A 14,954-nucleotide genomic window follows, 5' to 3' on the forward strand; every position below is an offset into this window, starting at 1 on the left:
AAGATCAAAAAAACTGACAGCATTAGAACTTTAAAGTGCCAATGCCATCAGTTTTTTAATTCTTATCGTTAAAGTTTGTTCACCGGCGATTAGTTTCTTTGAATTCGCCATAAATTGCGTTCGACTTTCAAACAAACAAGAACAATTTTCCTGTTTTTTACGAACAACAGCGAATTTGCAATAGAGAGAATTACCGATTAAGAATGAAATCAGGCATAAGCTGAACCTCAAGACGATAGCCCTGAGTAGCATAATTCATGATTATTGATCCGCCCATTGTATACCAAGTATCATCAATGTAATAATAGTTCTGTGACGGATAAATGGAAAAATACGAACCCTTACCCTGCATCTTTTGATAAAGGCTTTGCGGTACTTTTAATGTAAAACTACCAGTTCCATCCGAGTTCGACTGAATCAACTTGACCAAGCCAAAATTCTCACTAAAAGGAGAGTCAGGATTGTAATAGCTATCATCGAGCATTACTACCGCAGACTGAATGCTGGCACGTACAGGTTTATTTGTAAGTGCATTAACAATTTTATACGAAATAGATACGTCAATCGTATTTTCGTTGCATTCGTCGAGAAATTTCTGATATGCGCTTGAGTATTCGTCAATTACGCCATGGGCCTCCGGAAATTTATCAGTGATAGTCGGAATGTTGACTTGCGGTGTTTCCGGCTCAGTAGCAGGCTCTTCAGGCTCAGTTACGGGAGTTTCAGGTTCAGTTACGGGAGTCTCAGGCTCAGACTCAGGTTCCTCAGTGGTCTGCTGGCCCTCCGGGACATAACCTTCCGTAGTGATGATGTCAACACGCTGGTTTGCGCCGTCCCATTCAACACCGATGTCAAAGGACTGGGAAACATCGCGCAGCTTGTAGTAGTTGTTGTTTTTGATGTTGTATCCGGCGTAGTTGGCCTTGGAGCCATCCTTATATACGACCGCCGTAGAAGCTTTTGCAGACTGATTTGCCGAAGAAATCGCGCCAAGCTCACCACCAACAGTAGTATAAGGCTTGCCCGAAGTCAGATCGATGCGCTGCTGATCGTTGTTCCAATCCACTTCAAACTGTTTTTCGCTGCCATTTACGATAGCTGCGATGTCGCGCAGTTTGAAATAGTTATTGCCGCCAATTGTGTAAGCTGCTACATTGGCCTTTGCGCCGTCCACATAGATTGCGTGGGGCGAAGGGATTGCCGTCTGCATATCGGAGGGCGCAGCACTTGCAACTGTTGCAAGCATCGCCGCCGCCAATATGGTGGAAACAATTTTTTTAAGCATAAAAAATACCCCCTTGTCCTTTCCTTTGGCTATGATAGCCAATTTTACCTAATGCTTTCATCATATACCTGCTTGCCCTAAAATGTAAGACGCAGGACATCGCTGCCGCATGCTATCACTCCTTTGCCCTCTCCCTTAGAGTTATCTACCCAATATGTTTGACAAACCTACATGCAGTTTGATTGGAGGTAAAGTAAAGTAGACACATTTACATTGCATATAGCAAGTACTATACTTGTAGTGCAAGGAGGTGCGACAGATGGACACTAACATGACGTTTCGCATCGACAGCCAGACCAAGGCACGGATGACAGAGATCTGCAACCAGCTTGGCATGACTCCCTCGACAGCGTTCAATATTTTCGCTAATGCCTTTGTACGCGCTGGCGGGATGCCGTTTCCGGTCCGACTGGAGCACCCGGCCACTGAGATAACACAGGAGCAGATGCTGGCTGATGCAGACGATATTCTGGACGATTATGCACAGGACTACAAGAAAATGGCCGAGTGACTTGACGTGCAAAGAGATAATTGGTTTTGAGCAGTGAAATCAAGGATGGCATCGCTTGCAAGGCTCATATCCCCGTTCAACCAGTGTTTCCCGCGAACCGGGGTAATCCTCCCGATTGGATGGCTTGATATCCTGCACGCTGGAGCAACTCGGCCGATGGAACTTGCGGGTGTATTTGTTGAGTACATAATCCGGTTCCGACTCAGGCGATACTTGCTTGATCGGCTCAAGAGAGGCTGTGTCTACCAATGCACTTTCCCCAGTAGCATAGTCGATCTGCACACCGGGCTGGATGTTGAAAGCATAGACACAAAGGCAAAACTCTGAACCGCTGTCCTCGACCGAATAGCCCTCTATAAGACCACTGCTTGCCAGCAGATTATCTCCCTCGAAAATCAATGTCACCAGATAGAGCACATGGTTTCAGGTCTGCTGCACATAGTCCGCGACCTGATATTCAAACAGTAGCATCCCCGCGATATTCAGATATCGTGTACCGGTGATCAGATTGCGCTCATTTGGGGTATCAATGGAAACCATGTTTACCATTGCAGATGTGCTAAATGTATCTGTTTCAAAGCTTTTTTAGGATTAAAATACAACCTTTTGCATACTACCGGCGTTTGCTTTCTTTGCAGATGCCGGATTTTTTGTGTTTGTTCCATTCACTCTATCCGCATTCTAAAAAACAATCTGTTAGTTACCCTATATAAGGATAACCTAATAAAAGGTAAATGTCAACACGGGTTACCAATATTAGAATGGTGTTGATAGGAGAGGACGCTATGGATCTGAAAAGCATTATCAGCTACCAAACTGCCGAATACGGTTCGATCAAAGTTAAGCTGGGTGAAATCATGGATCAGCGCGGCATCACGCGCAACCGGCTGCGCACGCTGACCGGCGTAAAATATGATGTGATCGATCGGTATTATAAGGGGCAGAATGTATCCTTGGCTGACCTCGACTTTTTGGCGAAATGCTGTTATGTTCTGGATTGCAGCATTTCAGACTTGTTGGAGTATCAGGCGCCGGAAAATACCGAACCGCCGGATTCGGTCTAATATGTAAAAAACACCTCGTAATCGGAGATCTCTCCAACTGCGGGGTGTTCGCTTTATCTCAGCCGTTTTGTAGTAGATAAACAGATTTTCAATCTCTTGGGTTGCCGCATCGAAGGCAGCACGATTCATTACTGCGTGACGAGGTAAATGTCCTGCTTATCAAAATAGATTTCACTGGTATGTCCGTAGATCTGCATCATATCATTCAGCTTTTCCGAGAAAACATGGACACCGGGATTGCCGATTGCGGCAAAGGATTCTACGACTTTCCGCTCAATTTGCACAGCATTCTGTTTCATTTGCTTCCCGCTGTCTTGCAGAAATTCATCCACAGAACCTTCCTTGACAATGGGTATATTTCCGATGACGTTACCAACCGCTTTGCTTGCGGTTCCGATGCCCTTGAGAAGATTTGTTTCCAGAGAGGCGTCACTTAGCTTTTCCAAATAGACAGAGCACTGCGTAAAGATATCTCTATATGTTGCAGCCATTTTTTCGATCTCGTCTTTGGCAAAAAGGATGTTTTCCTCCTTAAAATCACCGCTGAGCATGACCTCAATAAACGATGCCATCGAAAAAATATAAAGCGAGAGCCGATAATATTGAAAGTCCCTTAAAAGACCGTCCAGTATGGCGGTTACCTTGGCTTGAAAAACAAACCGCTTTTTGGCATGCAATGTCTCAGTGACCTTTTTCTGATATGAGATCATATTTTTTCGTGCTGACCGTGCAATGTCCAGAGCGAGCTTATAGTTGCTTGCAATATAGTGTTCGTTATCCCAATTAGATTTGTATTTGAGCATCATGGAAGACAATGTTTCCATATCGGCTTCTATCGCAGATTCCTTTTCAACCTCCAGAAAAGATAGGATTTGACGTTGCGTTTCTGCAATGCTGTCTAACTTTTGCTCAATCGAGAACAACGCGACTGCCATCATCACAGTGCCCGGATTGATTGCTACCGTTGTTGTGGTGCTCACAGGGGCCACAGCGGCTTTCTGAAGCTGCGCCATTTTCGAAGTGCCTTCCGCTGTCTTGATTGCACCCCAAAAGTTCCCGTTTTTTGCGGCTTTCAGCACATCTCCAGCCCCTGCGTTTACCAATTTATAAAGCCCATCCACATTGGCGACAGATGTCTGCGTCACCGTTCTGAATGCAGGAACGAGAGAAGCAACACCGGCCCCTAAGGTGGAGAGCTGTGAGATAGGCATGCGGATAACCGACTTATCCCGAAGATTCGCTCTGGCGTCAAAAAGAATGCCGTCAGCTATTTTTATCAAATCCGTATCATTGCTGTTTTGTTGCTGTACCTGCGAATCAAGCAATTCTTCCATGATGTGTCCTCCGTTTGGATCATAGGATGATATTTTTCTATATCACACCTTGCCATTGGCGTATCTGTAAAGAACTATTCTCTTTCCATTTTAAACCAATGTTCTATTGTTCGGCAAGTCTGTTCATGATATTTCGCTCGGTTTGGGAGGAATATGGCGGAGAATGAAAAAAGCTGCATGGACAAACGCCATGCAGCTTTTCTATCAATTATACTGCCTGATTTTCTTCACGCTTGTTTGCCTGACGCAGACGCCACAGGTAATGACGCACAACAACCTCCGAACGATTATGTCCCAGAGATGCAGAAACACGCAGCAGTGCATCGCGATCCCATGTATAACCCTGACTATCACGATACCGGGTAGGACGGGATTTACCGTTCTCCATGGTACGATCCGTGGGGCTGATGGTAGAGATGTCGCGGGCAAACTCCTGATACAACTCGCAAGCATACATGCTGCGAATGCCGTGGATACCGATACGATCCGGAATCTCGGAGCATATCTTCTCATCTGGCTGGTACGAGGACAGGATTTCACGCAGCAGGGTATTGTACTTGGGCAGGATATCAATGGTGCGTTCGCGTCCGCCCTTTGTCCAGACTGTCTTTTCATCTGGATACTTCATACGATTGGGATTGCCGGACAGATGACAGTGATAGACCTTTCCATCGAACCAAAAGTTAGACGGACGGATCTGTTCCGCTTCATCACGACGCAATCCGGTGACACAGCAGATCTGCATAATGTGAGCCACAGCCATAGGGCCGTACTTAAAGCGGTACTGCAACTGGTTCTCGTACTTTTCTTCGGTATAGCTGCGGCTACGGGTGGTATCTTCTGCGCGAACAGTCGGACGATTGTTGTGCACCTGATTCATCGTACAGCTGTGCACAAATGCGAGCGCTGCTGTATACAGCTTGATGGTCGCCGGTGAATATGCGTGCGTGTCAATCAGATACTGGATGAATTGATGGTCATAATGACGCTTATGTGCAATCGGAAGGCGATGGCAGTCAGTATGATTTTCATCCATCCAACGGGCATAGTGTGTCAGACAGTTGACATAGCTGTTAATGGTATCGTCGGAATGCAGCAGATCGCTGGACATACGTTCACTGCCTGCTGCAATATTCTGTGCGCGTGCGATGTGCTTGCTGACACCCTTTCTAATGCGGGACAGCAGTTTCTGTTCACAAGCCTGTGCAAAACGAGTGCGAACAACTTTTGTGATATTCATAAGATCAGATCCTTTCTCTGATAAACGAGGTGGATAAGAGAACGGTGGTATCTCACTCTTGCGAGTGCCTGCAAACGGCTTCATAGGAAACGCATCCTATGGTATGGCCGCCGATACCGTGCTGTTGAAACAATCAACCGGCATGTACACATGGATGAACCAGCGATGCCGATGCGCGGGGAAAAGTCCGGCGTGGGCGGTGGTTTGGGTCCCGTAGAAAGAAACACATCTTCCTGTATGACCCTTGCCACATCCTCCCACTGGGTGAATAGACGACAAAAGTTTTACATTATCCAGTCATTGTCAACCCAGTTTTGGTTGGCATTTTACCAATAAAAAAGGAAATACGTCGATTGCTTCCGACAATATTTCCACTCCGTTCATGCAAGTCCATCTGCTGAAAAGTAGACGCCTTTTCTCCGATCTTAAGTTTTTACAGCAGCGGTTTGCTCACCCCTTCACAGCATTTTTGCGGTTGGAATAGAGCAGCAGCTTACTGCGATCTCCTTTTGCCATACGATGAATCACACACATCATATGGGATTTCATATTGTGTTCGCACAACAAGCACTATAACATCACTATAGCGTTATTGCGCTTGGGATCCTCTCTTTGTTGCCATACGATAGGTCAAGCATATCGCGTTGGCTTTTTCCTATTTTTTCTCCCTTATAATCAACTGTGCTATTTCTCTCCCTTATTTTCTCTCTTTCTTTGCAATAAAAAAGCACACCTACTCTGTTATAGAATAAGTGTGCAAGTAAACGGTATTGATGAGTAGCGCGCATGGTTGTCCCAAGGCGAATTACTTATAGGTTGATTATATGATATCATGACATATATGGTTTGTCAATAGGATTTGCAATTTTATTAGCGAGTTAAAGTTGGAAAACAGCAAGAATCAAATAATAATCGAACAAATTTCCGATTTATAAATGAATAGTGTTGACAAGCAAAATAATATCCCTTCGTCTGGTTATATGACGGTATGACGGAGCCTCGAAAGGGTGGCTTTTGCCAGCACAGAAGAAGAATATAGGCGCATATTTATGCGTCTGTTGGCATCCAAAATAGAGCTTCGCCTATTGCCTTATGGCTCCTCGTTCGACTGACCATTCTGAAGGGAAATGATTTTCAGTTCGGTCTCCGGCTCGCTGATATATAATTCCTCGCATTCCTGCTGCGCTTGAATCAGCGTATTGATTGCCTGCTCGGTGGCGCGGAACAGCGTCAGGTACATCTTTTTGTAATCCGGCATAAGATCACCTCTTTATCACCAGAATAGGACATATAGTCCAAAAAGTCAATAGGACGATTTGTCCTTTGATATAGTAATTTTGGTGATAGATATGAATCTAAGAATCCGGGATTTGCGTGAAGATGCAGATTTAACACAGAAGCAGATTTCTGAAATAATACTATGTGATCAATCCCTTTATTCCAAATATGAACGAGGCGAACGTGTGCTGCCACTCGATCTGGCGGTCAAGCTGGCGGAGTATTATGGAGTATCTCTGGACTATTTGGTAGGGCGGACAGACAAACGAAAATAAAGAGAAATACAGCGGCACAGAAGGTTTTCTGTGTCGCTTTTATTATTCTGCTAATCGTCCGATAAAGGTTGTTTTCCTGCTTTTTACCGCTATCAAATCGAAGAAATATAGGTAATTTTCTTTATATAATGAATTTTTTTATTTAACATTTTTTATGATTTTTTCAGGTGCTGATTCTGAGTTTCAACTTTTTTGGGCGTCAAAGGGACTGAAATATAAAAATACAACTTTGAAATGCAACAAAAAAGGGAAACTCTTTGCTGAAAAATATCCGTAAAAGTTGCATAGTATAACGACTTTTCTTTAGCGTGCTGAAATAATCCAGCCCCAAAAGTTGTACACTATGAGGACTTTTCTTTAGTGAACCAAAATAGCTCACATAAAAAAGTTGCACACTATGACGACTTTTCTTTAGCGGACTAAAATAATTCAGAGTGAAAAGTTGCATAGTATGAGTACTTTTCCGCATCTCCAGTTCGTTTTACAAACAGTTCTGTACCATGCCGAAGTACTGCACCAGTCAAATAATTGACCCCCTTTACCAATTCCTTCTTGTTGACCGAAACGAACAAATGTTCTAAAATAGTGGCATGGAGCTGTGAAAATATGAGCCACAGTATTACAATCACACGCAGCCATGACCGGGGAAGGGGGCGCACCAAGGGATGCCACAACGAACCTATATCGCGATTGATCTCAAAAGCTTTTACGCTTCGGTGGAGTGTCGGGAGCGCGGACTTGACCCAATGGACACCAACCTTGTGGTTGCGGATGAGAGCCGTACCAATAAAACCATCTGCCTTGCGGTCACGCCCTCTTTGAAGTCTTATGGCATTTCCGGACGCGGCAGGCTCTTCGAAGTCAGACAGCGTGTAAAAGAGGTCAACGCCAAAAGACAGTGGACAGCACCGGGACGGAAGCTGAATGGCACATCGTATTTGCAATCCGAACTGCAAACCAATCCCAATCTGGCGGTGGATTTCATCATCGCACCGCCGCGCATGGCTCACTACGTAGCGTACAGTACGCGGATTTATCAGGTCTATCTGAAATATGTTGCGCCGGAGGACATCGTGGTTTACTCCATTGATGAAGTGTTCATGGACGTGACAAACTACCTGCCCACCTACAATCTCACCGCCCATGACCTCGCCGGAACAATCATTCGGGATGTGATCGAGACCACGGGCATCACAGCAACGGCCGGGATCGGCACAAATCTCTTTCTCAGCAAAGTGGCAATGGACATTGTAGCCAAGCATATTTCGGCGGACCAAAACGGTGTGCGAATCGCAGAACTGGATGAAATGCGCTATCGGCAAACCATGTGGTCGCATCAGCCGCTTACCGATTTCTGGCGGGTCGGACGCGGGTATGCCAAAAAACTGGCATCGTACGGTATGGTCACAATGGGCGATGTGGCACGGTGTTCCATTCAAAACGAATCTCTGCTTTACCGGCTGTTTGGAAAAAACGCCGAACTGCTGATCGATCACGCATGGGGCTGGGAACCGACTACCATCGCGGCAATCAAAGCATATCGGCCAAGCACCAACAGTCTGGGATCGGGACAGGTGCTGCACTGTCCCTATGAAGCGGAAAAAGCAAAGCTCGTCCTGCGGGAGATGGCAGATGTGCTGTCGCTCGACTTGGTGGACAAAGGACTGGTTACCGACCAGCTTGTTGTAACTGTCGGGTATGATATAGAAAATCTCACTGACCCGAAACGGCGGATGCAGTATCACGGTGCAATCGTAACCGATGGCTACGGACGGCAGATACCCAAGCATGCCCATGGCACGATCAATCTGAACGGTTACACAGCGTCCACCGAAAAAATTCTGTCCGCAGTATCCACATTATTTGACCGGATTGTGGATAAAAATCTTTTGGTGCGCAGGCTGAATCTCACCGCTAATCATGTCATATCGGAGACATCCGCATCGGACAAAACCGCCGGATATGAGCAGCTTGATCTGTTCATGGATTACACGGTTCGGCAGGCCGAGCAGGAATACGAGCAGCACCGACTGGAGCGGGAACGGAGCATGCAGAAAACCCTGCTAACGATCAAGAAGAAATTCGGGAAGAATGCCATCCTGCGGGGCATGAATCTGGAGGAAGGGGCAACAGGCAAAGACCGGAACGCACAGATCGGAGGACACAAGGCATGACGCAAGACTTACGGTGTGGGCAATACGAGGACATCATTCATCTGCCTCATCCCATCTCGAAAACAAGACCACAGATGCCCATGTCGGATCGTGCTGCGCAGTTTTCTCCCTTTGCTGCCCTTACCGGTTATGATGCAGCCATTCGGGAAACCGCGCGTCTGACAGATAAAAATCTGGTGCTCGACGAAGAAACCTGTGCGCTTCTGGACAGAAAACAGCAGCATCTATGCGAAATCATTGCGGAAAAGCCGGAGATTACCGTCACTTGCTTTGTGCCGGATGAGAGAAAAGACGGTGGATCATATGCCACCGTGATCGGCAAGCTCAAGCGAATTGATCTGTGCGCACGGCTGGTGCTGACCGATGGCAGGAACATACCACTGGATGATATTGCCGATCTGGAGAGCGAGCGGTTTGACGGTATTGTGTAAATGCGATTTGCTGCGTCATTGACATTACTTTTCAAATCTGTTACAATGTTTGCGTTCATCGGAGGGTGAGCAACACGTTTGAAGTTGCGAGCTGGATAAGATGGCAGGTGAAATTCCTGCTTTTCTTATCCGGCTCTATTTTTTTGAAGCAGAGCAAGAAAAATAAAGAGAAGGATAAGCTCCGCACCAGAAAAAAGTTGCATCCGCGTATGCAAAAGCATGATTTGTGAAATAAGGAGGACACCATGCGCAAAACAAAAGAACAGAGTTTGATTCAGGGAAATATCCTGCAATCCCTGATTTCCTTTGCATTCCCAGTTTTGCTGGCACTCTTTTTGCAGGCTATGTACGGTGCAGCAGATCTGATCATCGTCGGACAGTTTGCAGATACCTATGAACAGTCCGGTGTTGCTTCCGGCAGTCAGCTTTTTAACATGATCACCATGGTTCTGACCGGTTTGACAATGGGGGTGACCGTTTTTGTAGGTGATTGCATCGGCAGTGGAAAACCGGATAAGGCCGGAAAGGGTATTGGTACCGGTATTGCTATTTTTTCAGTGCTGGCAATGGTGATAACCGCCCTAATTGTTCCGTTCAGCGATCAACTGGCTGCCTTGATGCATGCACCGGCAGAGGCATTTTCCCAGACCGTCAATTATGTGCGGATTTGTGGCATTGGAACGGTTTTCATCACCGCATACAATGTGATTGGTGCGGTTTTTCGTGGTATCGGCGATTCCAAAACACCACTCCTTACCGTTGCCATTGCCTGCGTCATCAATATTTTGGGTGATTTGATTCTGGTGGCTGGTTTTGGCATGGGTGCCGTCGGTGCAGCCGTTGCAACGGTATCAGCCCAAGCGATTAGTGTCCTGTTTTCGCTTTACTTGATCGGCAAAAGCAAGCTTCCCTTTGCGTTTTCAAAAAGCTATATTCGCTTTGACTCTGCCTGCCTGAAAAAGATCCTGCGGGTGGGTATACCCATTGCGCTTCAGGAAATGCTGGTACAGTTTTCCTTTCTCTTTATTCAGGTAGTAGTCAACAGTATGGGGGTCATGGAATCTGCCGCTGTTGGTGTTGCTGAGAAGGTCTGCGTCTTTCTCATGCTGGTGGCTTCTGCTTATATGCAATCAATTTCCGCGTTCGTGGCACAGAATAACGGAGCCGGAGAATGGAAGCGTTCCCGCCAAGCGCTGTTTTATGGCATCAAGACTGCGTTGTTAGCCGGTTTCATCATGGGAGTCGTTGCATTTTTTGCAGGTGATTTATTATCTGCTATTTTCTCGGGTGAAGCAGAGGTGATTGCCTGCGCCCACGAGTATCTGAAGGCTTACGCTATCGACTGTCTGCTTACAGCGGTTCTCTTCTGCTTTATCGGATATTTCAACGGCTGCGGAAAAACGGTATTCGTCATGGTGCAGGGCGTGGTCGGTGCATTTTGTGTCAGAATCCCCGTGGTTTATCTGATGAGCCGGATGGAGGGAGCATCCCTGTTTCATATCGGTTTGAGTACGCCCATCTCGTCCGCAGCACAGATCATTCTGTGTGTAGTGGTTTATCGCTTGCAGTGTGTCTCGGCTTGGGCGGACAGATAGAAAAACGCCGGCACAAAGAAAGCTCTGCGCCGGTGGCTGTAGGCTTTATTATTTTTCTTGCAATTTGGATCATGTCCTGTACAACCAGATGAATATAAGTCTTTTGATCATCCCATCTCCATATGTGAGGGGATGATATTTATATAGTGATGAACTTGTCCAGAACATGAGCGTAGGTACAAGCTGTATCAATACAAATAGTTACAAATTTGTATGTGCCATCATAAAAATAATCCTCTCCGGCCGATGCATTTTGCAAAGGCAGGAGAGGACTGCTTTTATTCGGACTCATCCGCGACAGCTTCAGCAGCTTCGATGATATCACGCAGATCGCTGAGCGTTACATTATCTTTGGAAAAATACTGCCACCCGTTGACACTGGCGTTTTCCGACCAACCACACCGTTCGTGCAGCAGCTTACTGGCGAGCGCCGAAACGGAATAGGCTTCTCCTTGGTATTCGACTTTGTTGCGCTGATTCAGTACACGGGCAGTGATATTGTCATCATACAGAAATGTTATTACTTCGCCAACATCAATATGCAGAAGCTGGAACGAGTTGTTGGAGCGTTTGCTTCGCGTCTCGGCCAATTCTTCGTCCTGTAATTCACTTTGGCTTGGCTGGTACAAATGCAGTGCATCACTGTCTCCGCGCAGAGCGGCAACCCGTTTGAAAATGCCAAACGCCGTTTCGCGGGAAATCTTGAAAAACTCCCGTTCCCGAATGCGGCCATTTTCCAGTGTCTCCCGTGCATGCAGCGAACTATCCACCAGATCAATCAGGCCATGAATATTTTTCTCAACCTTAGACGGATCTTCAACCTCATATACTGCATAGCAGCGATAACAGAGCGGCAAATTGGTCGGGGCGTTAAGTTCACGCAGACGGTCTGCAATGTCGTTCCGTTCAGTCATGCCGATCTTGATCCAGCCATCCAAGCAGGGATTGGTCAGAATATAAACGAGTCCTTTTGACATGTATGACCCTCCTGTCAATTTTCTTTCTTTTTGTCAAACAACTCCGGCGTGCAATAGTCTTGCGACACTGGTTGGGGCAGCACACCCTTCCACCGGATCGCTTGCACGGTTTCCTCAGGTAAATGTACGAGAGACACCGGGATCATCTTTTTTGCTCCTTGACGATCATCAGGCAGACCGGATGCAGTATTACACCCTGCCAATCCCGTTGTGCTTGCGGATTCTGATAAAACAGTGTCAAATTTTGCTTGCATGTTGCAACCTGTGCGAATGTCAGCAGCGGATAAATGTTTTGCTTTGCCTCGGGGCAGGATGCAAAAATCAGTACCGATGGAGTCGATCCATTTCCCATAACAGATTGCTTGTGTATTTGCTCCAAACGCAGTTGCATCCCAGATATTCCGTTTTTCCATGAACAGCATTGCCCGTTCCCAGTTGGCGGGAAGTTCGCCATTCTGCTCCAAATGCTGCACATGCTTCTGCGAACAGTGTAATACAGCCACCGTTTTCATCACAGCAAGTGACTTCCTGCTTGTCATTGACGGAAAAGCAGAAACGGGGTTGGGGGTGGTCGTCTGCATCATTCCATAGCCAAGGTCGGGACTCCCAAGCAAAGACCTTGTTGTTCCGCCGTAGCTGTGCCCGAACCTCCATCAGCAAAAAGCCGAGCAGATTGGTGCCGCGCCATTGGGTAGGATCGAAATACGTCAGATCGTCTAAGGACAAACCGATTCCCCAGATCAGGTCTTTTGAGGCATATTCGGCGAGCAGTGCGTCTCTGGTAGACAACAGTTGGTCTTGCAGTACAGGATTTTGCGTAAACTTTGCCATCAGCGCAGGGAGCAGTGCGAGTTATCGGATACCGGCCCACACCTTGTCAACATAACCGTGCACCTGTCGACCCAGACGTTTGACTTCGTCTGGCGCACCGCTTTGCAAAATCTGCATAGCGATTTCGGAGTCTCCGAACTGGACTGCTTTGCGATACATCAGGTATTGCTCGGTGTTTTCAAACCGCACACCATCCAGATAAAACGGCGCAGGGTACCAGTTGCTCAGGTAACCGTTTTTCTACTCCGCAAGATAGGAGCCAATGACAGCAGGCATCTGTTTCATGTCGCTTCACGCCCCTTATGATAAAAAACAACAAAAATAGCAAACTTTTTACTGGAATATATTGACGAACATTTGTTCTGATGATATACTGTATATATAAGAACAAGAAAATACGGCAGCGTATGGAGGCGGCAACCTCCACACGCCTGCGCAGGTGAAGACGCCACCTACACAACGGATTACTCCGCACCGCAAAATTAGTATACCCTTTTTTGCCTGCTTTGGCAAGATGGGGACGGTTCTGCGGGGCGTATTTCGCATTCGTTTCAGACCCTCCGTACCGTGTAGGTCACAAGCCCTGCACGGTATTTTTTGTTCGATGTATTTAACCATCTGACAAAAGGAGGAACAAACATGAGCAGCAAGTTTGAAACTGTATTCCGTACGTATTCCTATCGCTTGTACCCGACCAAAATGCAGCAGCTGGAACTCAAAGCACTGTTTGACTTGCAGGATCATGCGTTCAACGACTGGGCCGACCTTGCCAATCGCGGTGTAGCACAGGGGAAAAGCTATGAAACAATCCAGAATGAGATCGAATCCCATGAGATTATCACCGAACGCCGGGAGGATCGTTATGCGCTCAGTGTCACTCGCAGCCATGTGCTGACACTGGCACGTCATCTCTGTGACCACCAGATTAAGCGCATTCGTTTTCGCCTGCCTGACCGCCAGCAGCGCTCGTTTACCTATAAGACAGTTGGCATCAGCGAGCATTATCTGGTTATTCCATCGATCGGTACGATTGCCATGCGCGACTATCGTCCGTTTCCCGATCATGCAGAACTGCGTTATGCTAAAATTCTGGTAGACTGCTATGGTGCCGAATACCGTGTTGATCTGGTGCTGGCGGTCTTGCTCCCGATTGCAGAAGAGCAGCCGGTGCATTATGAAAAGGTAGTCGGTCTGGATTACACGCAGAACGGCCTGTATGTCACCAATACCGGTGAAAACGCTGGTTATCCAGGTTATCGCAGGATAGCACAGGAACAGCTTCGCCGGTATCATCGTGCAGCAGAGCGGTTTCATACCGGAAGCAATCGTTGGCGTAAACACAAACAACGTGCCGCAAAACTCGAACGGCATATCGTGCATCAGCGCCGCAACTGGCAGTATCAACAGGCACATAAGCTCTGTAAAGAACATGATGCAATCTGTGTCGAAACGCTGGATTTCGCTGGTATGAAACAGGCGAATCCTTCGCTGTCTCCTAAGCTTAACGATAATGCCTGCGCAGCCTTTTTCCGCAAACTGGAACAGATCCTGCATCAGAACGGCAAAAAGCTGATCCGCGTCGATGCGCAGTTTCCGTCCTCGCAGATTTGTTCCTGCTGTGGTGCTTATCTTGGTAAGCAGCCCCTCGGGAAGGAATACATCACTTGTCCGCACTGTGGTGTGACCATCCGTCGTGACCACAATGCAGCCCGCAACATCCGTGACAAAGGTTTTCGCCGTCTGGAATAATTCTTGATTGATCTGCCCTCGGACGTCTGGGTGTGATACGCACGCGCGCGAGCCTCGTGAATGGCGTCACGAAGATTGTTTTCCGCTCGCAGGATTCCCCGTAGCGGACGCGCTGCGGGGAGAAATCCTTGTTTTCGCGTCTATGTTGCTCGGAAAAGGTGGCGAACGGTATACAAATGGTTGCGTACATGCCAAAAGAAAGATTTCTAC

General features: G+C 47.1%; 15 protein-coding genes and 1 pseudogene. 7 read left to right on the forward strand and 9 right to left on the reverse strand.

The window, feature by feature from the left end; translation table 11 throughout:
• Positions 1-190: 190 nt before the first annotated feature.
• Entirely contained in the window at positions 191-1,285 is a 1,095-nt protein-coding gene (locus ACESSO_RS06620; RefSeq protein ID WP_373164267.1) for a hypothetical protein, read from the reverse strand.
• A 259-nt stretch (positions 1,286-1,544) separates the two neighbouring features.
• Here ACESSO_RS06620 and ACESSO_RS06625 point away from each other — a divergent pair, with 259 nt between their 5' ends.
• On the forward strand, positions 1,545-1,796 hold the full coding sequence (locus tag ACESSO_RS06625) for a type II toxin-antitoxin system RelB/DinJ family antitoxin (RefSeq protein WP_373164268.1): 252 nt from the start codon (positions 1,545-1,547) through the stop codon (positions 1,794-1,796).
• A gap of 39 nt (positions 1,797-1,835) precedes the next feature.
• Here the strand turns inward: ACESSO_RS06625 and ACESSO_RS06630 are convergent, their stop codons facing one another.
• Positions 1,836-2,213, reverse strand: coding sequence for a hypothetical protein (locus ACESSO_RS06630; protein ID WP_373164269.1), 378 nt, complete (start codon positions 2,211-2,213; stop codon positions 1,836-1,838).
• 6 nt (positions 2,214-2,219) lie between these two features.
• A complete protein-coding gene (locus ACESSO_RS06635; RefSeq protein WP_373164270.1) occupies positions 2,220-2,345 on the reverse strand; it encodes a hypothetical protein in 126 nt (41 codons plus the stop codon).
• A gap of 236 nt (positions 2,346-2,581) precedes the next feature.
• On the opposite strand from ACESSO_RS06635, the gene ACESSO_RS06640 reads away from it, so the two are divergent.
• Positions 2,582-2,860 carry a helix-turn-helix domain-containing protein gene (locus ACESSO_RS06640; RefSeq protein WP_373164271.1) on the forward strand — a complete coding sequence of 93 codons (279 nt, stop codon included), beginning with the start codon at positions 2,582-2,584 and terminating at the stop codon, positions 2,858-2,860.
• A gap of 128 nt (positions 2,861-2,988) precedes the next feature.
• Here the strand turns inward: ACESSO_RS06640 and ACESSO_RS06645 are convergent, their stop codons facing one another.
• The 3 genes from ACESSO_RS06645 to ACESSO_RS06655 all read right to left on the reverse strand — a co-directional run bounded on the left by ACESSO_RS06645 (position 2,989) and on the right by ACESSO_RS06655 (position 6,692).
• Complete coding sequence (locus tag ACESSO_RS06645; protein WP_373164272.1) at positions 2,989-4,194, reverse strand: hypothetical protein; 1,206 nt, start codon at positions 4,192-4,194, stop codon at positions 2,989-2,991.
• A 208-nt stretch (positions 4,195-4,402) separates the two neighbouring features.
• Positions 4,403-5,434 (reverse strand): hypothetical protein, encoded by a 1,032-nt coding sequence (locus tag ACESSO_RS06650; protein ID WP_373164273.1) that lies wholly within the window; start codon positions 5,432-5,434, stop codon positions 4,403-4,405.
• A gap of 1,090 nt (positions 5,435-6,524) precedes the next feature.
• A complete protein-coding gene (locus ACESSO_RS06655; protein WP_373164274.1) occupies positions 6,525-6,692 on the reverse strand; it encodes a hypothetical protein in 168 nt (55 codons plus the stop codon).
• A gap of 91 nt (positions 6,693-6,783) precedes the next feature.
• Between ACESSO_RS06655 and ACESSO_RS06660 the strand changes: the two genes are divergently transcribed.
• From ACESSO_RS06660 to ACESSO_RS06675, 4 genes are all read left to right on the forward strand, one after another.
• Complete coding sequence (locus tag ACESSO_RS06660) at positions 6,784-6,987, forward strand: helix-turn-helix domain-containing protein (RefSeq protein WP_373164275.1); 204 nt, start codon at positions 6,784-6,786, stop codon at positions 6,985-6,987.
• A gap of 665 nt (positions 6,988-7,652) precedes the next feature.
• The gene (locus ACESSO_RS06665; protein ID WP_373164276.1) at positions 7,653-9,161 is read left to right on the forward strand and encodes a DNA methylase; all 1,509 of its coding nucleotides are present in this window, start codon (positions 7,653-7,655) and stop codon (positions 9,159-9,161) included.
• Positions 9,158-9,592, forward strand: coding sequence for a hypothetical protein (locus tag ACESSO_RS06670; RefSeq protein ID WP_373164277.1), 435 nt, complete (start codon positions 9,158-9,160; stop codon positions 9,590-9,592). The genes ACESSO_RS06665 and ACESSO_RS06670 overlap by 4 nt, the downstream gene beginning before the upstream one ends.
• 245 nt (positions 9,593-9,837) lie before the next feature.
• Positions 9,838-11,187, forward strand: a complete 1,350-nt coding sequence (locus ACESSO_RS06675; RefSeq protein ID WP_373164278.1) for an MATE family efflux transporter — start codon at positions 9,838-9,840, stop codon at positions 11,185-11,187.
• Between the two features lie 278 nt (positions 11,188-11,465).
• Here the strand turns inward: ACESSO_RS06675 and ACESSO_RS06680 are convergent, their stop codons facing one another.
• The 3 genes and pseudogenes from ACESSO_RS06680 to ACESSO_RS06690 form a co-directional block, all read right to left on the reverse strand.
• Positions 11,466-12,164 carry a GIY-YIG nuclease family protein gene (locus ACESSO_RS06680; RefSeq protein ID WP_373164279.1) on the reverse strand — a complete coding sequence of 233 codons (699 nt, stop codon included), beginning with the start codon at positions 12,162-12,164 and terminating at the stop codon, positions 11,466-11,468.
• A gap of 14 nt (positions 12,165-12,178) precedes the next feature.
• Positions 12,179-12,676, reverse strand: coding sequence for a hypothetical protein (locus ACESSO_RS06685; protein ID WP_373164295.1), 498 nt, complete (start codon positions 12,674-12,676; stop codon positions 12,179-12,181).
• A gap of 130 nt (positions 12,677-12,806) precedes the next feature.
• Positions 12,807-13,223, reverse strand: a pseudogene (locus tag ACESSO_RS06690) (NADAR family protein); the annotation flags it as partial.
• A 411-nt stretch (positions 13,224-13,634) separates the two neighbouring features.
• Between ACESSO_RS06690 and ACESSO_RS06695 the strand changes: the two are divergent.
• Positions 13,635-14,744, forward strand: coding sequence for an RNA-guided endonuclease InsQ/TnpB family protein (locus ACESSO_RS06695; protein WP_373164280.1), 1,110 nt, complete (start codon positions 13,635-13,637; stop codon positions 14,742-14,744).
• The last annotated feature ends 210 nt before the right edge of the window (positions 14,745-14,954 follow it).

The organism is Agathobaculum sp. Marseille-P7918, assembly GCF_964248325.1.
Lineage (GTDB): Bacteria > Bacillota > Clostridia > Oscillospirales > Butyricicoccaceae > Agathobaculum.